The organism is Zhihengliuella sp. ISTPL4 (genome assembly GCF_002848265.1).
GTDB lineage: Bacteria > Actinomycetota > Actinomycetes > Actinomycetales > Microbacteriaceae > Microbacterium.
This window is the reverse complement of record NZ_CP025422.1, coordinates 59,997-85,253: the sequence shown is the minus strand read 5'-3', so window position 1 is coordinate 85,253 and position 25,257 is coordinate 59,997. Positions and strand designations below refer to the sequence as shown.

At 70.0% G+C, this 25,257-nt stretch carries 21 protein-coding genes; 1 reads left to right on the top strand and 20 read right to left on the bottom strand.

Annotated features, from left to right (window positions below; translation table 11 throughout):
* Positions 1-34: 34 nt before the first annotated feature.
* From CYL12_RS00365 to CYL12_RS00280, 17 genes are all read right to left on the bottom strand, one after another.
* Positions 35-1,264, bottom strand: coding sequence for a flavin monoamine oxidase family protein (locus tag CYL12_RS00365; protein WP_101844514.1), 1,230 nt, complete (start codon positions 1,262-1,264; stop codon positions 35-37).
* Positions 1,261-2,100 carry a sugar phosphate isomerase/epimerase family protein gene (locus tag CYL12_RS00360; RefSeq protein ID WP_101844512.1) on the bottom strand — a complete coding sequence of 280 codons (840 nt, stop codon included), beginning with the start codon at positions 2,098-2,100 and terminating at the stop codon, positions 1,261-1,263. Before CYL12_RS00360 ends, CYL12_RS00365 begins: the two co-directional genes overlap by 4 nt.
* A complete protein-coding gene (gene solA / locus CYL12_RS00355; RefSeq protein WP_101844510.1) occupies positions 2,097-3,248 on the bottom strand; it encodes an N-methyl-L-tryptophan oxidase in 1,152 nt (383 codons plus the stop codon). The genes CYL12_RS00360 and solA (CYL12_RS00355) overlap by 4 nt, the downstream gene beginning before the upstream one ends.
* A 153-nt stretch (positions 3,249-3,401) precedes the next feature.
* Positions 3,402-4,172, bottom strand: coding sequence for a DeoR/GlpR family DNA-binding transcription regulator (locus CYL12_RS00350; protein ID WP_233486791.1), 771 nt, complete (start codon positions 4,170-4,172; stop codon positions 3,402-3,404).
* 147 nt (positions 4,173-4,319) lie between these two features.
* Entirely contained in the window at positions 4,320-5,336 is a 1,017-nt protein-coding gene (locus CYL12_RS00345) for an aldo/keto reductase (protein WP_101844506.1), read from the bottom strand.
* A 17-nt stretch (positions 5,337-5,353) separates the two neighbouring features.
* On the bottom strand, positions 5,354-6,199 hold the full coding sequence (locus CYL12_RS00340) for a class II fructose-bisphosphate aldolase (protein WP_101844504.1): 846 nt from the start codon (positions 6,197-6,199) through the stop codon (positions 5,354-5,356).
* Positions 6,196-7,398 (bottom strand): FGGY family carbohydrate kinase, encoded by a 1,203-nt coding sequence (locus CYL12_RS00335; protein WP_101844502.1) that lies wholly within the window; start codon positions 7,396-7,398, stop codon positions 6,196-6,198. The genes CYL12_RS00340 and CYL12_RS00335 overlap by 4 nt, the downstream gene beginning before the upstream one ends.
* Positions 7,395-8,426: a 1-phosphofructokinase family hexose kinase gene (locus CYL12_RS00330; protein WP_101844500.1), complete on the bottom strand. Its 1,032-nt coding sequence runs from the start codon at positions 8,424-8,426 to the stop codon at positions 7,395-7,397. Before CYL12_RS00330 ends, CYL12_RS00335 begins: the two co-directional genes overlap by 4 nt.
* Positions 8,426-9,157: an amino acid ABC transporter ATP-binding protein gene (locus CYL12_RS00325; RefSeq protein ID WP_101844498.1), complete on the bottom strand. Its 732-nt coding sequence runs from the start codon at positions 9,155-9,157 to the stop codon at positions 8,426-8,428. The genes CYL12_RS00330 and CYL12_RS00325 overlap by 1 nt, the downstream gene beginning before the upstream one ends.
* Positions 9,154-9,912, bottom strand: a complete 759-nt coding sequence (locus tag CYL12_RS00320) for an amino acid ABC transporter permease (RefSeq protein WP_101844496.1) — start codon at positions 9,910-9,912, stop codon at positions 9,154-9,156. Before CYL12_RS00320 ends, CYL12_RS00325 begins: the two co-directional genes overlap by 4 nt.
* Positions 9,913-9,972: 60 nt before the next feature.
* Positions 9,973-10,851: a substrate-binding periplasmic protein gene (locus CYL12_RS00315; RefSeq protein ID WP_101844494.1), complete on the bottom strand. Its 879-nt coding sequence runs from the start codon at positions 10,849-10,851 to the stop codon at positions 9,973-9,975.
* The gene (gene solA, locus CYL12_RS00310; protein WP_101844492.1) at positions 10,848-12,005 is read right to left on the bottom strand and encodes an N-methyl-L-tryptophan oxidase; all 1,158 of its coding nucleotides are present in this window, start codon (positions 12,003-12,005) and stop codon (positions 10,848-10,850) included. The genes CYL12_RS00315 and solA (CYL12_RS00310) overlap by 4 nt, the downstream gene beginning before the upstream one ends.
* A gap of 420 nt (positions 12,006-12,425) precedes the next feature.
* Positions 12,426-14,027, bottom strand: a complete 1,602-nt coding sequence (locus tag CYL12_RS00300) for a gamma-glutamyltransferase (RefSeq protein WP_199399166.1) — start codon at positions 14,025-14,027, stop codon at positions 12,426-12,428.
* A 31-nt stretch (positions 14,028-14,058) separates the two neighbouring features.
* Entirely contained in the window at positions 14,059-15,753 is a 1,695-nt protein-coding gene (locus CYL12_RS00295) for an ATP-binding cassette domain-containing protein (protein WP_101844488.1), read from the bottom strand.
* Positions 15,750-16,661, bottom strand: coding sequence for an ABC transporter permease (locus tag CYL12_RS00290; RefSeq protein ID WP_158297045.1), 912 nt, complete (start codon positions 16,659-16,661; stop codon positions 15,750-15,752). The genes CYL12_RS00295 and CYL12_RS00290 overlap by 4 nt, the downstream gene beginning before the upstream one ends.
* 5 nt (positions 16,662-16,666) lie before the next feature.
* Positions 16,667-17,623 (bottom strand): ABC transporter permease, encoded by a 957-nt coding sequence (locus tag CYL12_RS00285; RefSeq protein WP_101844484.1) that lies wholly within the window; start codon positions 17,621-17,623, stop codon positions 16,667-16,669.
* Between the two features lie 42 nt (positions 17,624-17,665).
* Positions 17,666-19,267: an ABC transporter substrate-binding protein gene (locus tag CYL12_RS00280; RefSeq protein WP_101844482.1), complete on the bottom strand. Its 1,602-nt coding sequence runs from the start codon at positions 19,265-19,267 to the stop codon at positions 17,666-17,668.
* Between the two features lie 335 nt (positions 19,268-19,602).
* On the opposite strand from CYL12_RS00280, the gene CYL12_RS00275 reads away from it, so the two are divergent.
* Positions 19,603-20,676, top strand: a complete 1,074-nt coding sequence (locus CYL12_RS00275) for a LacI family DNA-binding transcriptional regulator (protein ID WP_158297043.1) — start codon at positions 19,603-19,605, stop codon at positions 20,674-20,676.
* 9 nt (positions 20,677-20,685) lie between these two features.
* Here CYL12_RS00275 and CYL12_RS00270 read toward each other — a convergent pair whose 3' ends face one another.
* Genes CYL12_RS00270 through CYL12_RS00260 form a run of 3 tightly spaced genes read right to left on the bottom strand, consistent with a single transcriptional unit; the run spans position 20,686 to position 25,246 of the window.
* Positions 20,686-22,320 (bottom strand): hydantoinase B/oxoprolinase family protein, encoded by a 1,635-nt coding sequence (locus CYL12_RS00270; RefSeq protein WP_199399165.1) that lies wholly within the window; start codon positions 22,318-22,320, stop codon positions 20,686-20,688.
* Positions 22,317-24,380, bottom strand: a complete 2,064-nt coding sequence (locus CYL12_RS00265) for a hydantoinase/oxoprolinase family protein (RefSeq protein ID WP_101844478.1) — start codon at positions 24,378-24,380, stop codon at positions 22,317-22,319. Before CYL12_RS00265 ends, CYL12_RS00270 begins: the two co-directional genes overlap by 4 nt.
* Entirely contained in the window at positions 24,377-25,246 is an 870-nt protein-coding gene (locus CYL12_RS00260; protein ID WP_101844476.1) for a PfkB family carbohydrate kinase, read from the bottom strand. Before CYL12_RS00260 ends, CYL12_RS00265 begins: the two co-directional genes overlap by 4 nt.
* Positions 25,247-25,257 lie beyond the last annotated feature (11 nt).

Sequence of the window (25,257 nt, the reverse complement as noted above, 5' to 3'; positions counted from 1 at the left end):
GTCGCGGAGCGCCCGTGCGAGGGTCGATCATGACCTACGGCGCGCGCAGCGCATCACGACGCCGCAGCAGCCGCTCGGCCGCGGCACGCCCGGAGGATGCCGCGCCGTCGAGGCTCGCGGCGGTCGAGATGTACTCTCCGGCGAAGGTCACCCGGCCTCCGATCACCTCGTCGAACGCCACGATGTCGCGGGAGTGCCAGCCGGGCAGCGGGTGGCTGTAGGCGCCGCGAGCCCAGGGGTCGTGGCTCCAGGCGGTGACCAGGGGAGCGCCGGAGGTCTCGAGGTCGCCACGCAGCTCGCGCACGTCGTCGAGCCACAGATCCCCGCCGTCCGGTCCGGCGTAGCGCGCCGCCGAGGGTCCACCCGTGAACCCGGTCAACGCGGGTACCCGCGCCGTTCCGGAAACGTCGCGCGACTGCCAGCTCCACGAGAACTCAGACGGCGACTGCACCGCCGGGTCCTCGACATCCCTCTGGAGCGCCACAGCGCACTTCGTGGCATCGCCCATCCCCCGCATGGCGAGCGCCTCGACGATGCCCTTCGGAAGCGCGAAGTCCATTCCGAGTTCGTCGAGCAGCGGGAGCGGGACGGCGATCACCAGCTCCTCGGCGGCGAAGCGCTCCGCGCCCGCGGTGACCACGGTCACCTCTGCGGACCCTAGCCGCACCGCGACGACGGGCGAGGACAGCCGGACCGCGTGGCCCAACGCCTCCGCCATCGCGGTCGCGAGGCTCTGGTTGCCGCCGAGCAGCCGCCCGCCGTCGTCGATCAGCTTCTCGGGGTCGGAGCCGAGCAGCGCGTGCACGCCGATCTCGTCCGCGCTCGCGGCGACGGAGGTGAGGAAGCGACGCACGAACGGATGCCGCGCGAACTCCTCTCCGAGCGCCGCCGCGAACGCGTCCTGCACCGACGCCTCCGATCGCTCCGCCGCAAGGTGGTGCGCCGCGACGTGTACCCGTCGCTCGGTGTCGAGGAGATCGGGCCAGGAGATCCGCCGGCCGTCGAGCGTGCGCCGCTCGTACGAGACGCCATGCGAGACGATCGGCACCCGGAACTCCGCAGCGAGCGCGCGTACGGCGTGCTCTCCGGGGAAGATGTACTCCGCGCCGCGCTCCACGACGACGCCGTTGCCCAGCTTCTCCGACCAGGCACGCCCGCCCACCCGGCCCCGCGCCTCGAGCACGGTGACGTCCCGGCCCGCGGCGGCGAGACGAGTGGCCGCGGCGAGGCCGGCGAATCCCGCCCCGATGACGATCGATCTCATGACATCGCGCGCAGGGTCGCCTCGATGCGCTCGAGGCTCTCGCGGTGTGCAGGCAGCGGGTCGAGCGCATCCAGCGAGCCGAACAGCTCCTGGGTCATCATGCCCGAGTACCCGGCGGCGTCGAGCTGCTCCAGGTAGGTCGCGAGCGGCAGCTCGCCGCGGCCCCAGGGCATGTGCCCGGCGGGGGTGCCGTCGATGAGGTGCACGTGGCGGATGCGGTCGCCGAGCACGCGGAAGCTCCGCGCGATGTCCTCCCCCGCGCAGGCCATGGCGACCGTGTCGATCACGACGAACAGATTCGGACTGTCGACGTCGCCGAGCATCGCCGACAGCGACTCGGCGTCGTTGACCAGGTTCGACTCGCGACGCTGGAGCGGTTCGAGCAGGCACTCGATCCCGAGCGTGGCGGCGTATGCAGAGACCTCCGCGAGTCCTTCGACCGAGCGCTCCCAGGCCTCGTCGCGGGGCAGATCCTCGCGACCGGTCCCCGGCACGAGGAACAGGAACCGGGCGCCGAGTCCCGCCGCGATCTCGGCGGCGCGGCGGTAAGTGGCGACGGCACCCTCGCGCTCCCACCGCGCTTCCGACGCCAGGTTCATCGGGTACATGATCTGCTCTGGCGTGAAACAGTGCACCTCCATGCCGCGCTCGCTGATGGCCGCGCTGATGCGGGACACGTCCTGGTCGGACAGTGCCGGTACGTAGAGCTCGGGGGCGATGCCCCAGAGCTCGAGCTTCCGCCGTCCCAGGGTCTCCATGTCGTCGAGGAAGCGGGCGAACGTGAACCGCTGGTAGAGGAAGTTCGTGCCGGTCATCTGCTCCATCGACAGGGTCATGCGCGGGCCTCCTGCTCGGGCTCGAACCGCGTCAGATCGAACGCGGAGATGTCCGCGTACGGCTCCTCCCCGAGAGCGAGCTGCGCGGCCAGCTCGCCGGATGCCGGGGCGTACTTGAACCCGTGGCCGGAGCACGCCGACATCACGACGACGTTCGGCCAGTCTCGCGGGGAGCCGATCGCGAAGGTCTCGTCGGGAGCCCAGGTGACCATGCACGGCACAGCCGTCGACGGCAGCGATTCGAGGCCGGGGAACGCGTCGCGGACGTACGCGGAGATCGCCCGCACCTCGGCGGCCTCGACCGGTCTGTCGTTGGCGGTCGCATCGGCGACCGGGGTGCCGTAGCGGCCGTGCAGCCCGATCTTCACGCCGCGGTCGCTTACCTGCGGGAAGCCCCAGCCGATACGTCCGTCCGGCAGCTCGCGCATGAAGACGGGGAAGTGCTCCGCGTCGAGGGGCACGTCGCCCCCCTCGGGGCGGAACCACGTCGCGTTGATGCGCACGGGAGCGACCGGCACGGCGCCGGGGAGGTCCTGCGGGATCCAGGCGCCCGCGCTCAGCACGACGCGGCGGAAACGACGCTCCACCCCGTCGATGCTCAGCAGCACCCCGTCGGCGCCGTCATCGCTGACCAGACGGACGGCGGCGCCGAAGTGCGTCTCCGCTCCGAGGGCTTCGGCGCGGGTCAGGGCGGCGCGGATGCCGTCCTCGGAGCGCAGGTACCCGGCGTGCGGGTCGACGAGCGCGACGTCGCCGTCCTCGACGGCATGTGCCGGGTAGCGCCGGCGGACCTCGGCGGCGTCGATCTCCTCGTACGGCATGGACTGCGCCTCGGCGAGCCGGCGGGCCCGGGTCACGTAGGGACCGCGCTTCGGGCCGATGACGAGGCCCCCGCTCTCGACCACGAGCTCCAGACCGGTCTCCCGCTCGAGGTCGTGCCACAGCTCGTCGGCGCGCTTCGCGAGCGGCTTGTAGGGCGCGGGCTGGTCGCCGATGATCTTGTTCATCCGGGTCTCGCCGTGCGACGATCCGCGGCTGTGCGCGGGGCCGAAACGTTCGAAGCCCACGACGGGGACCCCGCGCAAGGCGAGGCGCCAGAGGGCCATGCTGCCGACTGCACCCAAGCCGACGACGGCTACTTCTTCCATCCGATGCTCGACCTTCCGTGGGAGGCGTGGTTCTGCGGCGGACGATGGCAGACGCCGAGACGCTCGACATCGACCGCTCTCAAAGTGGTGAGACCAGTCTAAAACAACCGATAGACGATCAAGCAAATAAAAAACGAACCCGATTGGTGTCGGTCAGACAGTCGGAGCCACGATCACGCGTTGGACCTCCGAGCGGAGGGCGGCCACATCCTCCTCCGAGGCGCCGTCGTCGGTGATGACCGTGTCGACATCGCGGAGGTCGCCGTACTTGCACAGAGAGACCGTGCCGAGCTTGCTGTGATCGGCCAGCAGCACCGACCGACGCGCGGAACCGAGCATCGCGCGCTTCACCTCAGCTTCCGCGAAGTCGGGCGTGGTCAGCCCCTTCTCGACGCTCAGGGCGTTCGTTCCGAGGAACGCCACATCGACGTACAGGTCGGCGAGTGCCCGCACCGCGAGGGCGTCGACCGTGCCCATGGTCACGGAACGTAGCCTTCCGCCGATCATCACGACGGTGCACGAGGGACGACTGCTGAGCAGCATCCCGATCGGCAGGGAGTTCGTGACCACGGTGAGGCGGAGGTCCGGCGGCGCGAGCTCGACCAGCCGGTACGTCGTGCTCCCCGCCTCGATGAGGACCACGCCCTCCGACGGGAGCATCGAGAGGGCGGCGGAGGCGATCGCCGTCTTCTCCTCGCGCAGCGCGGTGCGGCTGTGCAGCCCGGGCTCGAACGCCAGGCTCTCCAGGGCGAGCGCCCCGCCATGGACGCGACGGATGAGCCCGTTCGCCTGCAGCGCGTCGAGATCCTTGCGCACCGTCTCGGCGGTCACGCCGAGGACGTCCGCGATTTCACGGACGCCGACGCGTCCATCCCGTCGGGCGACGTCGAGGATGACGTTCTGCCGCTCCGGAGCGGATCTCACGTCGAACGTTGGTTTCATGGTCTTGCTCCGCACTGCCGTCCTGGGATACGGACAAGCTAGCAGGGGTAGGTGTCCGGCATCCGCAGGCTCGGCGGGAGTCCCGCCCCCCTCGGGAGGGACGGGACCCGTCTGCGCGGAGCAGACTCCTCAGCGAGGCGCGTCCGGGCCCGACCCCGCTCCGGAATCGCGGATCGCACGAGCCACGGAGGCGATGTCGTCGGCGGTCAGTTCCACGGACCCGGCGTTCACCCAGCCGTCGATCTGCTCCGGCGTCCGCGCCCCCACGATCGCGCCGCTGACGCCCCGGAAGACTAGCGCCCAGGCGATCGCGGCTGCCCCGGTGGAGATGCCGTGCCGCTCGCCCACTTCGGCGAGCGCAGCCGTCACCCGCAGGTTCTGCCGCAGGCGATCGCCCGAGAAGTCGGGATGCCGGGAGCGCCAGTCGTCGGCGGGGAGCTGCGCCACGCGCTCCTCGGTGATGCGCCCCGTGAGCAGGCCCGACTGCATCGGGCTGTAGATGATCGCGCCGGTCGCATGGTGCGCGCACCACGGCAGCACGTCGGCCGCCGCGTCGCGGTAGATGGCCGAGAACGGCGGCTGGAGGGTGTCGACATGTCCGATGGCCTCGGCGCGATCCAGCTGGGCGACGTCGTGATTCGAGAGGCCGATCGCCTTCAGCAGTCCACTGTCGCGCATCTCGACGAGAGCGCCCCAGTAGTCCTCGACCTCGGATCCGTCCTCGGCGGGCCAGTGCATCTGGTAAAGGTCGATCTGCTCGACCTGAAGCCGTCGCAGCGAGTCCTGCACCTCGCGCCGCAGCGAGGCGGGATCGCCCACCTTGCGCTCGCCGGTCTGCAGCGCGTCGTCCTCCGACCACACGAGTCCGCCCTTGGTGAAGACCCAGGGCCGCTCGTTCTGCGGCAGATCGCGCAGGGCGCGACCGACGACGACCTCGGAGTGGCCGCGGCCGTACACCGCCGCCGTGTCGATCCAGTTGATCCCGCGATCCACCGCCGCGCGGATGGTGCGGATCGAGTCGTCGTCGTCCTGCGCTCCCCAGCCATAGGACCAGGCAGGGCCGCCGATCGCGAACGCGCCGAGGCCGACGCGGGTGATCTCCATCCCGGTCGTCCCGAGCGGGACGGTGGGCAGTGACGGTGTCATAGGGGTTCCTTTCGTGGTCACGCCGCGGATTCGGCGGCGAGCAGGTGGAGCACGCGCTCCACCTGATGGGCGATGGCGGCGCGACCGGCGCCGATGTAGATGCGGGGGTCGCCCCCGCGGGGCTGCTGCTTCGCGAGCACGTCGGTCACGGCCTGCGTGAACGCCAGATTGAGCTGGGTGCCGACGTTCACCTTGCGGATGCCGCGGCGGGTCGCCGCTAGCAGATCCTGGTCGCGCACGCCGGAAGAGCCGTGCAGCACGAGCGGCACCTCGACCTGCGCGCCGATGCGCGTCAGCAGATCGAGATCAAGCGTCGCGGTCTTCTCGCTCATCGCGTGCGAGGAGCCGATCGCGATGGCGAGACCGTGGATGCCCGTGGCTGCGACGAACGCCGCGGCCTCGTCGGGAGACGTGCGCGCACCGGACTGATGCGCACCCTTCCCGCCGACCTCGCCGAGCTCGGACTCGACCCAGAGTCGGTCCGCCGCCGCCATCTCGACCGTGCGAGCCGTGAGCGCCACGTTGTCGTCGTAGGGCAGCGAGGCCGCGTCGATCATGAACGACGAGAATCCGAGGTCGGCCGTGCGGGCGCAGAGCTCGTAGCTCGTGACGTGGTCGAGGTGCAGCGCCACGGGCACCCCGGCGGACTCGGCGACCTCGCGCATGCCACGGGCGATGGCCCGGGGGCCTCCGTGGTAGCCGATCGTGTTCTCGCTCAGCTGGAGGATTACGGGATGCCCGGCGCGCTCCGCTCCGTCGACGATCCCCTGCGCGTGCTCGAGCTGGACGACGTTGAACGCCGCCGCCGCGCGGCCGGCATCCGCCGATCCCTCGATCAGCGCGGCCGTGGTGTGCACGGTCATCGTTCGTTCTCCGTCGTCGTGGCCGCGAGCATCGCCGCACCCGTGCCCGCAAGCTCGGGCTCGTAGATGAATTCGACCTCTCCGTCGAGTGCGCGGCGACGTAGCTCCCGCCAGTGCGGAGAGGTCACCGGGACTCCCCCGATGACGATGCGTCGGGCCGGCACGCCGGAGGTCCTCGTGAGGACGGCGACCAGCTCGGCCGAGCTCTGCGCCTGTCGGCGGAGCGCCGCGTCGAGCGCGGTCGCGGCGGGCGAGATCGACGCGCCGCCGGAGCCGGCGATCTCGGCGTAGAGGTCGGCGATGTCGGGACCGCGGTGCGTCTCGAGCAGGCCCGCGATTTCGCGGCCAGAGGGCTGCGATCGGTGCAGGTAGCCCAGCCCGCCGACGACGTAGAACCCGTGCTCGCCGGGATCCTCGATCGTCCGCAGCCGGGCGCGGTCGATCAGCTGCACGATCGACTCGGAGGTGCCGACCGAGACGAACACGTCACCCGCTCGACGGACACCGGCGGCGAGCGCGCCGCAGAAATGATCGTGGCCTCCGGCGTGGATGCGGACGCCGTGGGGCAGACCCCACGCCTCCGCCACGTCGGGGGCGATGACCCCGACCTGCGCGCCGGACTCCACCAGTCGCGGCGGCGCGGTCACGAGGGCGGCGCCGCTGGCCCGCAGCTGGTCGGCGTCCCAATCCCCGTCCGGGGTGAGCAGGCCGGTGCGCGAGGCGTGGGAGCGGTCCATGACGGCCTCGGCGGCCGGGAGCCCGGCGAGCCGCATGGTGATGCCGCTGCCGAGGTCGGTGAAGGATGCCGCGTCCGAGAGCGTCTCGGAAGCAGCGGCGCGCAGATCGGCGAAGAGCTGCCAGCTGAGGATGCGCCGCACGGAATCGCCGTCGGTGTGCAGAGGCGACAGCGTGTACCAGCACGGGGTGGGACGCAGCGAGCGCCCCTCCTCCGACAGCAGGACGATCTCCTCGCCGACGGAGGCGACGGCGACCGCGACCACCTCGCGCCGCAGCGACGGCGGCAGCTCGGCGGCGAGCCCGGTGAGGACGCCCCAGACCGCCTCGTGATCTCGCCGATCGACCGCTCCGCGCACCACGGGCGTGGGCGCGGACGCCCGCCCGACGATACTGTCGGTCTCGTCCCACAGGATGAGTTTGGTCCTCGTCGACCCGATGTCGACGCCGAGATGCACGCTCATGCGCTGCGGACCTCGGCGGTCGCCCGGGCCGCGGAGGCGCCGTCGATCCGCGTGAAACCGATTTGCTCCGCGAGGGGAGCCAGCTCCGCGCCCGGGATCAACCCCGGCTCGAGTCGTGCGGCGTTGAATGCCCCACCCGCGGCCGCCGCGGCGAGCGCATCGGCGAAGGTCGCACCTAGCTTGACCGAAGCGATGAACGCGGCGAGGAACGTGTCTCCCGAGCCGGTCGCGTTCACCGTCGGCACGGTGGGGACCGTCACGGACCACACGCCGTCGGCCGTCGCGACGAGGAAGCTCCGCGCCCCCATCGTGACAATGACGATGCCCACGCCGTCGGCGACCAGCGCTCGCATGCGCTCGCGGATCGCGGCGTCGTCGTGCTCGGCATCCTCTTTCAGGACGCCCTCGAACTCGTGCCGGTTGCACTTCACCAGCCACGGATGTGCGGCCAGCGTCTCGCGGAGGACCGTGCCGCTCGCGTCGACCGCGGCGTACGCCCCCCGCTCGTTCGCCACCCCCACGATCCGAGCGTAGGTGTCGGGTTCGAGGTCGGGCGGCAGGCTTCCCGTGCACACCACGACACGGCCTGCGACGAGCGCGTCGTCGACAGCCGCTCGGAACGCGGCCTGCTCGTCCGCCGTGAGCGGCGGCCCCGGCTCGTTGAACACGGTGCTGCGACCCGTCTTCGCCTCGACGACGACCGGGGTGATGCGGGTGTCCGCGGCGATCGGGGTATGCCGGTCGCCCATCCCCAGCTCGGTGCACTCCTTCCGGGCGAGTTGCCCTGCCGCTCCTCCGAGGAAGCCGAACAGCTCGACGTGCGGGCCGAGGGCGCGGATGCTGCGCGCCACGATGAACGACTTGCCGCCCGCCCGTGCGGCGACCGTGCGCACGCGGTGCACGGCTCCCGGCTCGAGCTGTCCGATCACCTGGAGACGGTCCATCGCCGGGTTGGGGCCGACAACCATCAGCGGGAGGTCGGAAGGGGCCGGCCACCACGCGGGCGTCGGCGGCGTCTGGTGCGTCACTACAGCACCTCGGAGAGGAAGCGCTGAAGTCGCTCGGACTGCGGGTTGCCGAACAGCTCGTCCGGCGTGTTCTCCTCGACGACCACACCGCCGTCCATGAAGACGACGCGGTCGGCGACCTGACGCGCGAAGCCCATCTCGTGGGTCACGACCACCATCGTCATCCCGCCCGCGGCCAGCGACGACATGATGTTCAGCACGCCCTTGACCAGCTCGGGGTCGAGCGCCGAGGTCACCTCGTCGAACAGCATGAGCTCGGGCTCCATGGCGAGCGCGCGGGCGATCGCGACGCGCTGCTGCTGCCCGCCCGAGAGGCTGATCGGGCGACTGCTCGCCTTCATCGACAGACCCACGTCGGCCAGTCGCTCCTCGGCGATGCGGGTCGCCTCGCCGGCGGAGAGCCCGCGCACCTTCCGCAGCGAGACCGTGATGTTCTCGAGCACCGTCATGTGCGGGAAGAGGTTGAAGCTCTGGAACACCATGCCCACGCGGGCTCGCACGGCGTTGATGTCGGTCTTCGGGTCGGTGATGACCGAGTCCCCGACCGTGATCGTGCCGTCCGAGGGCACCTCGAGGAGGTTGATGCTGCGGAGGAGGGTCGACTTGCCCGAGCCGGAGGGGCCGATGATGCACACGACCTCCCCCTGCCCGACCGTGAGATCGATGCCCTTGAGCACGGTGTGGGAGCCGAACGCCTTGACCAGGCCGTCGATGCGGACGAGAGGATTCATGCGGTGACCGCCTTCGTGGGGGTGTCGCCGGGGACGGCGGGCTCTTCGGCGACGACGGGGATCTTCCCCGTGCGCAGCCGGCGGTCGAGCCAGTTGACGTAGTGCGTGAGCGGGATGGTGATGATGAGGTAGACGATGCCGGCGGCCACCAGTGGCGACAGGTTGCCGACGCGCTGCGACATGTCCTGACCGATGCGGTAGAGCTCGCGCTCGCCGAGGGCCAGACCGAGCACGTACACGAGACTGGTGTCCTTGATGATGCTGATGAACTGGTTGGTGAGCGCCGGGAACACGTTGCGCACTCCCTGGGGGATGACGATCATGCGCATCGCGAGGCCGTAGGGCATGCCCATGGCGCGCGCGGCCTCCAGCTGCCCGTGGTGGATGCTCTGGATGCCTGAGCGGAAGATCTCGGCCATGTAGGCGGAGGCGATGAGTCCGAGGGCGGCGATGCCGTAGGGGTAGGCGCTGGTGCCGAGGAACGTGAAGCCCATGTAGGGCAGGCCCTGGCCGATGAGGAAGATCGTGAGGATCGTTGGCAGACCGCGGAGCAGATCGATGTAGCCCTGCGCGGGCCAGCGCAGCCAGCGGTGGCGGGAGATGAGGGCCATCGCGACGAGCATGCCGATCACGAGCGCGATCACCGTGGCGGCGACCGCGAGGATCAGTGTGTTGAGGAGTCCGACCCCGATGAGGTCGGGCAGCACCGCGAGCATGTACTCGAGGTTGAAGAACATGGTGAAGAAGTCGCTCATGGCTCATCCCGTCTCAGGGAGGGAGGGGACGCCCACGGCGGGCGCCCCTCCCTCGAGAACTCAGTTCGGATAGGTGTCTTCCGGGTGGTCGGCGTAGTAGCCGGTGAGGAAGTCCAGCTGACGCTCCACCGGCTCCGTGGTCACCCAGGTGGTGAAAATCTCCTCGTAGGTGCCGTCGGCGAGGATCTCGCGCAGCGCCTCGTTGATCGCGGCACGCAGCTCATCGGCATCCTGACGCAGCACGATCGCCGCCCCGATGTTGTCGTCGTTGACCGCCGAGAAGGCGATGCGCACGTCGTACTGGTTCACATACTTGTCGGCGGCCTGGCCGTCGAAGAACGCGGCATCGATGTTGCCGGCCTGGAGGGCGTTGAACATCGGGGCCTCGGCGGGGAAGTAGATGAGCTCGGACTCCGTGAAGTACTGCTCGGCGTACTCCGCGTTGCGGCTCGCGGACTTCACGCCGATCTTCTTGCCGGCGAGGTCGTCGGCCTCCTCGACGTCGGACTCGGTGGGGACCGTGATCGACATCACGCCGGTGTACGTCGGCAGCGAAAAGGTCACCGTCTCGCGGCGCTCCGCCGTATCGGCGATGGAGGACGCCGCGGCATCCGCCTGTCCGATCGCGACGGTCGGCAGGATGGTGTCGAACTCCTGCGTGCGGATCTCAAGATCGACGCCGATACGATCGGCGACCTCGGTGAGGAGCGCGACGTCGAACCCCTCGAACTCGTCGTCGTCCCCGACGGACGCGAACGGCGCCGCATCGCTGTTGACGAGCAGCTGGATGACGCCCGGGCTCACCGTCTCGTACTTCGCGGATGCGGAGTCGGCCTCGGTCGCGTCGTCGGAGCCTGCGGAGCTCTGACCGGCGCAGCCGGCGACGAGCGATGCGGCGAGCAGCACGGCCATCGTGCTGAACAGCTTCTTACCTCTCATTGGACTGCCTCTTTCTGGTGGGTGTATCGGGTGGGGTCGAACGGGCTCGGGTCGACGGTCGGCTGCTCGTCCAGGGCGATCTGCACGCCGAGCTCGCCGACGGCGGCCGAGTGCTTGAACCCGTGGCCCGAGCAGGCGGCCAGGGTGACGATGCGGGACTGCGGCTGGAGCCGGCCGATGGCGAAGCGCTCGTCAGGGGTCAGGGTGATCATGCAGCCGCGGGCGTGTCGGGCGACGGGGACGAGGTCGGCGAACTGCGCGGCACAGAAGGCCTCGACCCGCTCCAGCTCCCACGACGCGACCTCCGGGTCGTTCGCCGCCGGGTCGTCGATCTCAAACCCGGCCTGGTCGTGCAGACCGATCTTGACGCCGTACTCGTCGATCACCGGAGCACCCCACCCGGTGACGTCGCCGAGCTCGCGGGTGAACACCGGGAACACGTCGGACGTGAAGCGGTGCTCCGCCCCCTCGCGCGGGTGGAACCAGCTGAGCACGGCGCGGCGGACGACGAGCGGCACCGAATAGTCCGGCTGCAGTCGGGAGGTCCAGGCGCCGGCGGCCACCACGACCTGGGAGCCGGAGACGCTCGATCCGTCGCTGAGGCGCACCTCGACCCGGTCGCCGCGCTCCGCGATGTCGACCGCCCGCACACCCGTGCGCACCTCGGCGCCCGCACGCCGTGCCGCCTCGACGCTCAGGCGGATCGCCAGCTCGGGGCGCACGACGCCCGTGCCGGGATCGAGCACCCCGACATCGCCGTCGGTCACATGATGCTGGGGGTACCGCGACCGGAGCGTCGCCGCGTCGAGGGTCTCGTACGGGAGGTCCCGGGCGTCCATGGCGGCGCGCACGTCGGAAAGCAGCGGCGAGCCGGCATCCGCGATGCTGAGGCCGCCGACGACCGTGACGATCTCCTCGCCGGTCTCCTGCTCGAGCTCGCTCCAGAGCTGACGGGACCGGGCGGCGAGGTCGACGTACTCCGGGCCCTCGGAGGTGCCGCTGCGGAACAGACGCGAGCGGCCGTGGGAGGAGCCCCGGTCGTGGGCGATGTCGAACTGCTCGATGCCGAGGCAGCGCACGCCGCGTCGTGCGGCTGCACGGAGTGCGGCGGAACCGGCTGCTCCGAGTCCGATGACGATGACGTCGCTGTCCATCTGGATTCCCCCTGAAGTGAAGTTATCCAAAGCAAAACATAACTAAACAAAGCCTGTCAACTGTTGTTTGGCTTTGTTTGGTTCCGGATGCGCGGCATCCGATGGGAGAATCTGCTGACCGGGTCGTTCAGCGGGCCCGTCGGATCCGCGCGCGGCACGCATCGCCACCGCCCTGACGGCCTGACCGTCCGGACCGAGACCCCGACCCGGCTGCTGTGGGTGCCGCGGAACGGCAGGCTCGAGGTCACGGTGAGCGCGAGCGGCGACCCCGGGTGCATGCTCGCCGTATGGCTCGTGGGCACCGAGCATGAATCGCCGCAGGACTGGGGGAGATCTGCGTCTTCGAGATCGACGCGCGTCCCGACGGCGAGGGCCTCTCGGCGCGCGCCCGTCTCCGGCATCCGTGACCGATGGACGACGTCAGACGGCCACCGCGACGCCCATGCGACGCGGATCGCCGCAGGAGCGCATCTCGCCGGTCGTCGGATCGATCGTGATCCCGTCGAAGTTGCCGGTCATCGAGTTCCACGGGCCTATGTCCCGCGTCCAGAGCCGGTTCGCACCGGCCCATCTCCGCACGTCCCGCAGCACCGCTTCCGGGAAACCCGACTCGAGGGTCGTGCCGGGCACCCATCCCCGCGCCGGGTCATGAGGGCGTGCGCCGAATCGCGGCTCGGCCACGCTCTGCTCGATCGGCATGCCGAAGTCCATGAGGTTGACCAGGTTCTGCAGCACGCAGGCCACGAGCGACACCGAGGGCGAACCCGAGGCGATCACGGGCGCTCCGTCCCGCAGCACCATGCTCGGTGCGAGGTAGATGGTCGCCCGCTCCCCCGGTTGCGGCATCACGCGTTGGAAGAACGAGCCGCCGCCCGCGAGCTGGAAGCCCTCCGCGAAGAGTCCGTTCACCCACGGCGAGGCCATGTGCGAGTGCGTCAACGTCGCGACGTTGTGATCGGCATCCACCACCGACAGGTGGATCGTGCCCGGCGTCGGCGGTGCGCCCGCGGACGGAGCGGCGAGGGTGTCGAGCAGCTCGAAGCGCTGCTTCGCGTAGTCCTTCGAGAGCAGCACGTCCATGACACGGTGGTTCTCGCGGAAGCGTCGCTCCCGAGGCGGCGCGTAGTAGACGGCGTTGTGCACCGCGATCAGCGCCGACAGCGTCTCCGGTGAGGCGCTCGCCGGACCCAGCGAGGCGATGTCGAGGTTCTCCAGGATGTTGAACGCCTCGACCAGCTGCAGTCCGCCGTCGTCGGGCGGCGCCGAGCCGATGATCTCGAAGCCGCGGTACGTCCCGCGAACCGGATCCGCCCACTCAGGGGCGTAAGCGTCGAAGTCCTCGGGGGTGATGACGCCGCCGTCGGCGTCGCTCGCCGCGCAGAACGCGCGGGCGAAGTCCCCGCGGTAGTAGTGCATGCCCTCGTCGCGCAGCCGCTCGAGCGTCCGCGCCACCTGCTCCTGCACCAGCGCCTGGCCCGGTCCGATCAGGGAGCCGTCACGGAAGTACATCGCGCGCGACTGCGGATGGCGCCCCAGGTTCTGCCGGGCGTTGTACATCTCGCCGAAGAGATAGGGCGACACCGCGAACCCCTCGCGGGCGACATCGATGGCCGGAGCGAGGAGACGGCCGACCGACATCGTGCCGAACCGCTCCTGAGCCGCGACGAACGCCGGCCACCATCCCGGCACGGGCACTCCCCGCGCACGGGTCAGGTCCGCGCCGCCGAAGTCGGGCAGCTCGGCCAGCGGAGCGTTCACGTTGCCCGACAGGTAGGCCGCCCGCCCGGTCGACGCCTCGCGGTAGACCAGCGAGATCCCCCCGGTCAGCGAGGTCATGTGCGGTTCGGTCACCAGCTGCGTCGCCGCCACCGCCAGGGCCGCGTCGAGGGCGTTGCCCCCGTCGCGCAGCACCGCAGCGCCCGCCTCCACGGCGATCGGCTCGGAGCTCACGACCATCCCGCGCGCGCCCGTGGCGACCTCCTTGGGCCCGTATCGGCCCGGCGTCGAGTACTCGCTCCTCACCCGGCGCTCCTCTCGTTCGACCGCGCTCCGCTCATCGGATGCTCTCCGCTTCCCGCCGCGAGCGCTGCAGCACCGGGTCCGGGACCGGGATGGCTCCCAGCAGCGTGCGCGTGTACTCGTTCTCCGGGTCGTGGATGACCTGATCCGTCGGGCCGTTCTCGACCACCTGACCATCCTTCATCACCAGCACGCGATCCGAGATCGTCGAGACGACGTAGAGGTCGTGGCTGATGAAGATGCAGGCGAAGTCGTGCTCGCGCTGCAGGCGGGCGAGCAGCTCCAGCACGGTCACCTGCACCGTGACGTCCAGCGCAGAGGTCGGCTCGTCGGCGATCAGCACGTCCGGGCGGTGCGAGATTGCCCGCGCGATCGCGACGCGTTGCCGCTGTCCTCCCGAGAGCTCGTGTCGCCGGCGCTCGATCCACGCCGGGTCGAGGTCCACATCCGTCAGGAGCTCGCGCGCGCGGCGGCGGAGCTCTCGCGTGTCGCGTACTGCACCGCTCCGCCACAGCGGCTCGGTCACCACGCGCCAGAGCGGAAGGCTCGGGTCGAGCGACGAGGTCGGATCCTGGAAGACGACCCCGAGACGGGAGAGCGCACGGCGGCGCCGTCGTCCCTTCAGGCCGACGAGTTCGACGCCGACGAGCTCCACGGAGCCACCGGTGACGGGGGCGAGTCCGAGGATCGCGCGTGCGATGGTCGACTTGCCCGAGCCGGACTCGCCCACGATGCCCAGCGTCTCGCCGCGTGCCACGGTGAGGTTCGCGGACTGGACCGCCGCCCGGCGGTTCTCCTCGGTCCGCGGCTTGCGGAGCCCGGAGCGCTTGTACTCGACCACGAGGTCGCGCACCCGGAGCGCGACGTCGTCCTCCGCCGCCTCACGTGAAGCCGCGGCCGCGGTTCCGGCATCCGCACCGCCGCCTTCGAGGAGAGCCGTCTCGGCCCCGTGCAGCGCACGTGCCGCTGCGAGCAGCGACCGCGTGTACTCGTGCTGAGGGTTGTCGAAGATCGAGTAGACGTCGCCGGTCTCGACGACCAAGCCGTTGCGCATGACGACGACGGAGTCGGCGATGTCGGCGACGACGCCCATGTCGTGCGTGACGAAGATCATCCCCATCCGCTCCCGGCGCACGAGGTCGCGGAACATCGCGAGCAGGTTGCGCTGCGTCGTGACGTCGAGCGCGGTGGTCGGCTCGTCGGCGATGAGGAGCTTGGGCTCCCAGGCGACGGCGCCGGCCGCCATGATGCGTTGACGCTGCCCGCCGGAGAGCTGGTGCGGGTACCGCTTCAGCAGATCGTCGAATCCTCCGAGGCCGACGAGTTCGAGCAGCTCCTGAGGCTCACGGCGCCGCGGCGATCCCTTCGACTCGTGCGCGCCGATCGCCTCCTCGAGGAAGTCGCCCACCGTGTGCAGCGGGTTGAGCGCCGTCATCGGCTCCTGGTAGACACAAGCGATCTCGGCGCCGCGGAAGCGCCGCATGTCCCCCTCGGACGCCGTGATCAGCTCCGTCCCGTCGAAGAGGATGGAGCCGCGGCGCGTCGCCCCGGCCGGGAGCAGGGCGGGGACGGCCATGGCGGTCATCGACTTGCCCGCTCCGGACTCGCCGACGATCGCCACCACCTCTCCGCGCGACACGGTGAACGATGCGCCGTGCACGATGGGCTTGTCGTCCACGGCGATCTCCAGATCGGAGACGGTCAGAAGGACCTCGTCGCGTGCGTTCATGCGTTGACCCCCTGTCCGACGATGCTGGTGGGCCGCTGGGCGGCGGATCCGCGCCCGGGACGGCGGCGGCGGGTGACCCCCCGCGGGTCGAGCAGATCCCGCACCCAGTCCGCGACGTATCCGAGCGAAACGAGCAGGGCGACGAGCACGATGCTGGGGATCAGCAGCTGCCAGGGGCTCTGCATGAAGTACTGCTGACCGGTGGCGATCATCAGTCCGAGCGAGGGACGGGGCGGGGTGATGCCGAGCCCCAGGAAGCTCAGTCCCGACTCGAGCCCCACGGCGAACGCCAGAGTGAGGAATCCCTGTGCGAGCACGAGGGGTCCGACGCCGCGGAGCAGCGGTCCGCGGATGATCTGCCACCGGGTGCCGCCGAACAGCTCCGCCGACTCGACGTAGAGCGCCTGCCGGAGCGAGAGCACCTCGCCGTAGGTCAGGCGCGCGAAGCTGGGGAAGAAGGCGATGGCGCAGACGGCGACCACGGTCAGGTCCCCCGCACCGTACAGCGAGACGATGAGCATCGCGAACACGAGATTCGGGAAGGCGAGCACGACGTCGACGACGCGCATGAGGAGAAGGTCGGCGAGACCGCGGAAGTAGGCGGCGAGGATGCCGATCAGGGTGCCGATCAGCGCGGCGAGGAGCGTGCCCGAGGCGCACACGATGATCTCGGTGCGCAGACCCACGACCAGCCGGGCGAACGTGTCGCGCCCCAGGTTGTCGGTGCCGAGCACGTGATCGGGGCTCCCGACCGGCGCGAAGGCGTTCGCGACATCCTGTGCGAGCGGGTTCACCGGGCTGAGCACCGGGTAGATGAAGATGAACAGGACGACGAGGATCATCACGCACGTCGTCACGAACAGGCCGGGGCTCGACCTGTTCCAGATGGTCCGGAACGCGTTCTTCATCGGGATCACGCCTCCACTCGGGGGTCGAGGAATCGGTAGAGGAGATCGACGAGCAGGTTCGTCAGGATGAACACCACGGCGAATACGATGACGATGCCCTGCACCAACGGGTAGTCGCGCCCGTTGATCGCGTTCAGGAGGGTTCCGCCGATCCCCGGCCAGTTGAAGACCTGCTCGATGAGCACGGTGGCCCCGAGCAGTCCGCCCAGCTGCAGGCCGGCGACCGTCACGACCGGGTTCATGGCGTTGCGGAAGACGTGGCGGCGGAAGACGCGTCCGCCCGAGAGCCCCATGCCCCTCGCGGTGCGCACCCAGTCCTCGCGGCGGACCGACAGGATCGACGTGCGCGTCACGCGGCCCACGATCGCGAGGAAGCCGAACGAGAGGGCGAGGCTGGGGAGGAACGCGTGGTAGAGGAACGGCCCGAATCCGTCTGCGGGATCCCGATAGCCGAGAGAGGGGAACCATCCGAGGCTCAGGCCGATCACCAGCGAGAGGAAGATGGCGATCACGAAGCCGGGGGTCGACACGGCGACGGAGATGAGGCCCGAGAGGACGCGATCGAGGATGCTGCCGGGGCGGTTGCCGGAGAGCACACCGAAGGAGAGTCCGACGACGCCGCCGATCACGAGCGCCAGGAAGACGAGGATCACGGTGTTGCCGAGCGGCGAGGCGATGATCTCGGTCACGGGAGCGGAGTACTTGATGGAGTCTCCGAGGTCGCCGCGGACCAGGTCGCCGAGGTAGGTGACGTACTGCACGAGCAGCGGCCGGTCCAGGCCGAGCTCCTTCTCCAGAGCGGCGACGGCGGCGGGGTTGACGTCCCCGCCGCCGGCACCCCCCTGGAGGATGATCGAGGCCGGCCCGCCCGGGACGGCGTGCAGCGCCAGGAAGACGGCTGTCACGACGCCCCAGACGGTGACGACACCCAGTCCGAGTCGAAGCAGTATGTAACGAATCATTGAGAACCCATTCGAGTCAGAGGGGCGCCGCCGCGGCGCGGCTCAGTCGGTGAGCCGCGCTCCGGCCAGGCTGTACATCGACGAGTACACGATCGGTCCGCTGAGCATCTCGAACCCTTCGAGCTTGTCCGAGTAGGCGTAGGCCGCCGCACCCTGGCCCCAGGTCACGAAGGGCACGTCCTCGAGGTAGATCTCTCCGAGCTCTCGGTAGATCGCCTCGCGCTCCGGCCCGTCCGCGGTCTTGGCTCCCTCATCGAGGAGACCGGCGTACAGGTCCTGGTCGATGCCGAAGCTGCGGACGAAGGTGGGCCCGCCGATGAACGCGCCGGTCAGGGCGGACGGGTCGTTGATCGCCGCGGGGGGTCCGCCGATCATCAGGTCGTAGGACCCGCTGTTGCCCTTGGCGATCTGGTTCGCATAGTCGCCCGTCTCGATCTCGACCGAGATGCCGATCTCCTCCAGGTCGCTCTTGATGACCTGTGCGCGCTCGCTGTGACCGAAGTACTGCGAGTTGGTGAGCAGCGTCAGGCTGAAGCCGCCGTCGGGGTATCCGCCCTCCGCGAGCAGCTCCTTGGCCTTGTCGACGTCCTGCGCGAAGTGGGTGGCCTGCTCCTCGTCGTAGTACTCGCTGTCCTCGGGGATCGGCAGGCCGCCGTTCGAGGTGCCGTACCCGAGCGTGCCCACCTCGTTGATCGCCTCGAGGTCGAGCGCGTAGGCGATCGCCTGGCGGACCTCGGGCACCGCCAGAGGACCTTCGGTGAGGTTGAACTGCAGCGCTCCGTAGAGACCGTGGGCGGTGTCGAGCGTGACGCCGCTCGCGCTCTCCAGCGTCGCGTAGTCCGCTGCAGGAACGTAGTCAATGAACTGCACTTGACCGCTGACGAGGGCCTTCACGCGCGTCTGCGCATCGGCCATGAAGGTCATCTCGATCTCGTCGAGCTCGACCTCGTCGGCGTCGTAGTAGGCCGGGTCGGCCTCGAGGGTGTACGAGACGCCCTTCTTGTACTCGGTCACCATGAAGGGTCCGGCGCCGATCGGCACGCCGTCCGCGTCGACGGACTCCTCGGGAACGATCGCGTTCAGCGGGTTGGCGATGATCTTCGGCAGCGCGGTCTGCGGCTCGCCGAGGTTGAGCACGACGGTCGTCTCGTCGGGGGTGTCGATGCTGGCGATGTTGGCGAACGACGTCTGATCGGCCGCACCATTCTCCGGCACCGCGAGGTACTCGAACGTGCGCTTGACGTCCTCAGAGGTCAGCTCGTCCCCCGTGGAGAAGGCCAGCCCATCCCGCAGTGTGAAGGTGTAGGTGAGTCCGTCCTCGCTGACCTCGTAGTCCGAGGCGAGAGCGGGGACGACGTCTCCGTCGGGACCGTAGCTGAGCAGACCGCGACGGACGAGGGTGATGAGCTGGCGGTTGGCCGAGCCCTGGTCGACGCCGGTCTTGAACCCGGGGGGTTCCGCGGAGAAGCCGATCGTGAGGGTCTGGTCCGCAGCGGTTCCGCCGCCGCTGCCGCCGCTGTTCGATCCGCTCGCGCATCCGGCGAGACCCAAGGTCACGGCCATGGTGGCCGCACCGGCGAGGGCGAGCATCCTGGCCCCGCGTCCGCGACCTGCGCGCGGGCTTCGGGTGTTGAGAGTTTCCATGCTGTGAATCCGTCTCTTGAGGGCCCCGCGGGGCGTGAGGAAGAGAGTGCGTGCTCGGCGGCGATGCCGACGTCCGGTTCGGGGTTCGCGCGAGCGACTCGGGTGCTCGCATCCATCGCCGGGTTCTGCGGTGAACCTCTCCTCTTGTCTTCTCCGGTGGGAGAAACTGCTGATCCAAGCCCCATTGGGAACGTTCCCTTTGGGCTTGCGTCCCACTCTTACGCAGGTTGGGAACGATGTCAATATGATGGGTGAAGATTTACCGCACGGTGATCTCCGGCGATCGCGGGGTCCAGTCGTCGGCTACGATGCGATCGACCTACGAGGGAGCACGCATGGCGCGAGCAGTGACGATCATCGACGTGGCCCGGGCGGCCGGCGTGTCGAAGTCGGCTGCCGCCCGCGTCCTCGCCCAGAACGGATCGGCCAGCGACGTCACCCGCCAGAAGGTGCTCGAAGCAGCCGACCGGCTGGGCTACCGGCCCAACCAGCTGGCGCGAGCGATGAAGTCGGGGGCGACAAACACGATCGGCATCGTCGTGCCCGACGTCGCGCTCCCGTTCTTCTCCGCCGTGCTGCGAGGGCTGACCGACACCGCGCGCGCGGCGGGCTTCGAAGTGCTCGTCAGCAACACCGACAACGACGCCGACATCGAGGCGCGCTCCCTGGAGCTCCTCGCGGAGCAGCGCGTGGACGGGATCGTGATCGCCCCGGTGTTCCAGGCCGAGCCGACCGCGCTCCTCCGGCTCGCCGGCGAGGGCATGCCGATCGTGCTGCTCGACCGCCGGATGCCGGGCCTCGAAGAGCTGCCCCTGGTCTCCGTCGATCATGTCGACGCGACGGAGCGGGCGATCAACGCCCTCCTCGCGGACGGGCATCGACGGATCGCACTGGTGACCGAGGCGTCCCAGGTCGATTCGACGCTGGACGGCTTCGCGTTGCGCGGAGGGGAGGATGCGGATGTCTCGATGCTCCGGCCGTCGGCGCAGCGTCTCGTCGGCTATCTCCGCGCCCTGACCCGTGCGGGCGTCGACATCGACGACGAGCTGATCATCTCCACCGGCTACACCACGGGGGAATCGCAGAAGGCGGTCGAGGAGTTCCTCGCCGGCGATCCGGATGTGACGGCGATCCACGCGACCGACACCGTGCTCAGCTCCGGCACCTACCGCGGCATCCGCTCACGCGGTCTCTCGCTTCCCGACGATCTGTCCTTCATCGGTTTCGACGACCAGGACTGGACGACCATGGTCCAGCCGGCCGTCAGCGTGATCGAGCAGCCGCGTCAGCGCCTGGGCGCCACCGCGACGACGACCCTGGTCGGGATCATCCGCGGCGGGACGACGGGACCGCGCCGCCAGATGCTCGCCGCCGAGCTCCTGGTGCGCGGTTCCGCCGCCCCCCTCTGACGCGACCGCTCAGTCCCGGTGACGCCGGGCGGTCTCCTCCGACACCCGTCCGTCGCGGACGTCGGCCTCGAGCGCGTCGGCCGGGCGGGCGGCAGGATCGCCGAACCCGCCGGCGCCGGCCGTCTCGATCGACGCCCACTGCCCCGGCTGCAGGACGGTGTAGCCGTGGTCGATCGGCGTGGCGTCGTCGCTGAGCACGCAACGGGCCGACGCCCCCGGACCTCCGCCGAAGACGCCCCACGGCTGCGACTTCTGCCGGCTGGTGTCCAACCAGAAGTGCACGTCCTCGGCCTCCGCGCGGATGCGGCGGCGGATCCCCATGCCGCCGCGGTGCTCCCCCGTCCCTCCGGAGTCCTCGATGAACTCGTAGGCCTCGACCATCAGCGGGTACTCGGTCTCGAGGCTCTCGACGGGGAGGTTCGAGGTGTTGGTCATGTGGACCTGCACGCCGTCGAGTCCGTCCTTGTTGTAGCGGGCCCCGCTGCCGCCGCCGATCGTCTCGAGGTACACGAAGTCGCGACCTCGCGCGTGATCGTGCCCCGAGAAGTGCACGCCGGTGTTGGCCCCGTTCGAGGCGCCCGTGATCCGCTCGGGCACGGCAGGGGCCAGTGCGCCCTGGATCAGATCGACGATGCGCTGGCAGGTCTCGCTGCGGCCGTTCACCGCCGCCGGAGCGGAGCAGTTGATGATCGACCCTTCCGGCGCCTCGATCGTGACCGGGCGGTACAGGCCCGCGTTCGGCGCGATGTCCGGGTCGATGAGCGTCTTGATCGTGTAGTAGACCGCGGCGTACAGACCGGTCCACACCACGTTCACGCTCGCGCGGACCTGCGGCGGGTTGCCGGCGAAGTCGAACAGCATCCGGTCCCCCGAGACGACGATGCGCACGCGCAGGGTCAGCTCGTCGTCCAGCTCCGGGCAGTCGAAGCGGTCCTCGAACGTGTACTCGCCGTCGGGGAACTCGGCGATCGCCGCTCGGGTGCGGCGCTCGGTGTAGTCCAGCAGCTCGGCGCCGATCGCACGGACCACGTCGGCCCCGTTGCGCTCGCAGAGCTCGCGGTACCGGGTGACCGCCACGCGGAGCGCCGCCTCCTGCGCCCGGAGGTCTGCGATCCGCTCCTCCGGGACCTGGCAGTTCAGCAGGATGAGCTGCAGCAGCTCCTCCTGTCGCACCCCTTCGCGCACAAGGTGCACGGGAGGGATGCGGATCGCCTCCTGGAAGATGTGCGCGTGACCCCGGTCGCCGAAGTCGGCGTGGTGGGCGAGCGTCGCCGCCCACGCTGCCAGCTCGTCATCGACGAAGATGGGCGTCGCGAGGACGATGTCCGGGAGGTGGGACCCTCCGCCCGTGTACGGATCGTTGCCGATGAACACGTCCCCCGGACGGATCTGGTCGAGCGGATACTGCGCGCGCAGCGCGGCGACGATGCCCATGAGCGAGCCCAGGTGCAGGGGCGATCCGCCCTCGTCCTGGGCGATCGCCTGGCCCTCCGCATCGAACAGACTCGCCGTGCAGTCTCGGCGCTCCTTGATGTTCGGCGAGAACGCGGCCTTCACCAGCGTCTCGCTCATCTCCTCGACGATGGTCGAGAGGGCGGAGCCCACGACCTCGACGAGCACGGGATCCAACTCGATGGCGGTCACTTCTGCTCTCCGATCTCCACGATGAGGTTGCGGTAGGCGTCCACGCGGCACACGTCTCCCGGCAGCAGGACGGTCGTGGTGTCCATCTGCTCCACGATGGCCGGGCCGGCGACGACGTCACCGGGCGTGAGGCGCGCGCGGTCGTACACCGGGGTGTCGACGTAGCCCTCGGCGGGATCGAAGCACGTGCTCCGCGTCTCGACGATCGCGCCGGACGGATCGGACGAGCCGACCTCGTCACGGCGGAGGTCGACATGGGCGGCCGAACCGGACGCCTCGAGACGGAAGGTCACCACCTCCACCGCTGCGTCCTCTGATCGGTAGCCGTACACGCGCTCGTGGGCCTCGTGGAACAACTCGATGACGGCATCCGCACCGTCGTCGCCGAAGCGATGCCCCTCGGGAACATCGACGGCCAGTTCGAAGTTCTGGCCCCGGTAGCGCAGATCCATGCGGCGGCGAAGGGCGCGACCGCCCTCCTCCACCTCCTCCTCGACGAACCATTCGGTCGCGCGATGCGCGAGCTCGTCAAACACGGCATCGACCGCTGCCGCCGTGGTGTCGTCAACGCCCGTGATGAGCGTGCGCATGAAGTCCGTCTTCACGTCCGTCATCAGCAGGCCGAGTGCCGACTGGGCGCCCGGGATCTCCGGCACCACCATGGTGCTCATGCCTAGCTCCCTGGCCAGGCGGGAGGCGTGCAGCGGGCCGGCCCCGCCGAACGGGACCAGGGCGTACTCGCGGGGATCGTAGCCCCGCTGCACGCTCACCACGCGGATCGCCCGCGCCATGTTGGCGGTGACGACACGCAGGATGCCGAGGGCCGTCTCCTCCACGGAGAGACCGAGCGGCTCGGCGAGCCGCTGCACGGCGGCGACGGACGCCGAACGATCGATCTTCATCTGGCCGTTCAGCAGGTATTCCGGGTTGAGCATCCGCAGCACGACGTTCGCGTCGGTCACCGCTGCCTCGGTCCCGTTGCCGTAGCAGGCCGGCCCGGGGAAGGCGCCGGCGCTCTGCGGACCCACGCGCAGGTGGCCCCCGCTGTCGATCCAGGCGATGGACCCGCCGCCGGCGCCGACCGTGTGGATGTCCAGCATGGGGGATCGCACCGGGCGGCCGTCCAGCTCCATGCCCGCGGTCACCTTGGGGCGGCCCTCCTGCACGAGGGAGATGTCGGACGACGTGCCGCCCATGTCGAAGGTGATGATGTCGTCGTAGCCCGCAGCGGAGCAGATCTGCGCCGCACCGACCACGCCCGTGCTGGGCCCGGAGAGCACCAGCCGCACCGGCAGGGACTCGGCGGTCGAGAACGGGATCACGCCGCCGTTGCTCTGCGTGACGTGCGGGACCGCGGTCAGCCCCCGGTCGGCGAGCACCTGACGCAGCCGCGCGAGGTAGTTGGCCACGACCGGTCCGACGTAGGAGTTCGTGACGACGGTCGACAGGCGCTCGTACTCGCGGAACTCCGGCAGCACGTCGCAGGAGAGGGAGACGTACACCTCGGGCATCTCCTCGCGGATGATCTCGGCGATGCGCCGCTCGTGATCCGCGTTGAGGTAGCTGTAGAGGAGGCAGACCGCGATCGAGTCCACCCCTGCGGCCTTCAGCTCACGCACCGCCCGACGCACGTCGGCCTCGTCGAGCGGGGTCTCGACCGCGCCCGTGTGCCGCACGCGCTCGGTGACCTCCATGCGCAGATGCCGGGGCACCTGCGGGGTGGGCTTGTCCGCCTGCGGGTCGTACATGCTGGGGCGGCGACCGCGGCCGAGCTCGAGCAGGTCACGGAAGCCGCGCGTGGTGATCAGGCCGGTCCGCGCGCCGCGCCCGGTGAGCAGTGCATTGGTTCCGACCGTCGTCCCGTGGGCGAAGTAACCCACCTCGTCGATCGAGCGTCCGCCGATCTGGTCGAGGATCTCGGTCACGCCCTGGACGATGGCCCGACCCGGGTCATCAGGGGTGCTCGAGACCTTGCGCACGTGCACGCGCCCGGTCTCCTCGTCGAACACGCAGACGTCGGTGAAGGTTCCACCCGTGTCCACTCCGATGCGCAGGGTCATGCCGTCACCGCTTCCTGGTCGTCGTTGCTCTCGTCGCTCGTCGCATGCTGGCGGCGCACCGCCTCGGCGTCGAACGGGATTCCATGCTCGAAGGCGCCGTTCACCTGGCAGACCTGAGCCGCCTGCGCGCTCGCCGCCACCAGCGTGGATCGGATGCTGCGACCGGTGCCGAGGCCCACGAGGACCCCCGCGATGAACGCGTCGCCGGCGCCGAGCGTGTCGCGCACGTTCACCCGGTCGGCCTCCTGGTGGCGGATGCCCTCGGACGAGCCGAGCAGCGCCCCGGCGGCGCCCAGAGTCACGAGCGCGTGCTCCGCCCCCGCGTCCAGCGCGCGGCCGACGAGGCCCCGGGCCTCCTGCTCGCTCAGGTGACCGCCCGAGAAGCTCGCCAGGTGCAGCTGGCGCAGGTGCGGGAGAGCCGCCCCCTCGTCGAACCGGCTGCCGAAGTCGAACGACACCCGTGCACGCTCCGCGATCTCCGGCACCCGGGCCAGCAGCGGCCCCGCGTAGCCGGTGTGCACCACGTCATAGGCGGCCATGGCGTCGAGCTGCTCCGGCTCGAGGTCGAAGAGCGCCGTGGTGCGATCCGAACGGAGGAAGACGCGGTCGTTGCCGACGAGCTCGACGTCTGCCGTGGCGTTCGGGCCGTGGACCACGCGGGTGAGCGAGGTGTCGATGTGCTCGGCCTCGAGCGCGCGGAGGATCTGGCGCCCGGCGGCGTCGTCTCCGAGGACACCGAGGTAGCCCGCCCGCGCGCCGAGACGCGCAGCGAAGACCGCGACGTTCACGGCGTTGCCGCCGGGATACATCATGGCCTGATGCAGGTAACGGTCGACGACGTTGTCGCCGGCCCCGAGAACTCTCATCGGATGCTCTC

Coding starts and splice junctions, on each gene's coding strand:
- CYL12_RS00345 (WP_101844506.1), bottom strand. CDS start 5,336: ATGACACCGTCACTGCCCACCGTCCCGCTCGGGACGACCGGGATGGAG.
- CYL12_RS00335 (WP_101844502.1), bottom strand. CDS start 7,398: ATGAGCGTGCATCTCGGCGTCGACATCGGGTCGACGAGGACCAAACTC.
- CYL12_RS00290 (WP_158297045.1), bottom strand. CDS start 16,661: ATGAAGAACGCGTTCCGGACCATCTGGAACAGGTCGAGCCCCGGCCTG.
- CYL12_RS00285 (WP_101844484.1), bottom strand. CDS start 17,623: ATGATTCGTTACATACTGCTTCGACTCGGACTGGGTGTCGTCACCGTC.
- CYL12_RS00315 (WP_101844494.1), bottom strand. CDS start 10,851: ATGAGAGGTAAGAAGCTGTTCAGCACGATGGCCGTGCTGCTCGCCGCA.
- solA (WP_101844510.1), bottom strand. CDS start 3,248: ATGGAAGAAGTAGCCGTCGTCGGCTTGGGTGCAGTCGGCAGCATGGCC.
- CYL12_RS00260 (WP_101844476.1), bottom strand. CDS start 25,246: ATGAGAGTTCTCGGGGCCGGCGACAACGTCGTCGACCGTTACCTGCAT.
- CYL12_RS00360 (WP_101844512.1), bottom strand. CDS start 2,100: ATGACCCTGTCGATGGAGCAGATGACCGGCACGAACTTCCTCTACCAG.
- CYL12_RS00325 (WP_101844498.1), bottom strand. CDS start 9,157: ATGAATCCTCTCGTCCGCATCGACGGCCTGGTCAAGGCGTTCGGCTCC.
- CYL12_RS00295 (WP_101844488.1), bottom strand. CDS start 15,753: ATGAACGCACGCGACGAGGTCCTTCTGACCGTCTCCGATCTGGAGATC.
- CYL12_RS00280 (WP_101844482.1), bottom strand. CDS start 19,267: ATGGAAACTCTCAACACCCGAAGCCCGCGCGCAGGTCGCGGACGCGGG.
- CYL12_RS00320 (WP_101844496.1), bottom strand. CDS start 9,912: ATGAGCGACTTCTTCACCATGTTCTTCAACCTCGAGTACATGCTCGCG.
- CYL12_RS00275 (WP_158297043.1), top strand. CDS start 19,603: ATGGCGCGAGCAGTGACGATCATCGACGTGGCCCGGGCGGCCGGCGTG.
- CYL12_RS00365 (WP_101844514.1), bottom strand. CDS start 1,264: ATGAGATCGATCGTCATCGGGGCGGGATTCGCCGGCCTCGCCGCGGCC.
- solA (WP_101844492.1), bottom strand. CDS start 12,005: ATGGACAGCGACGTCATCGTCATCGGACTCGGAGCAGCCGGTTCCGCC.
- CYL12_RS00265 (WP_101844478.1), bottom strand. CDS start 24,380: ATGACCCTGCGCATCGGAGTGGACACGGGTGGAACCTTCACCGACGTC.
- CYL12_RS00340 (WP_101844504.1), bottom strand. CDS start 6,199: ATGACCGTGCACACCACGGCCGCGCTGATCGAGGGATCGGCGGATGCC.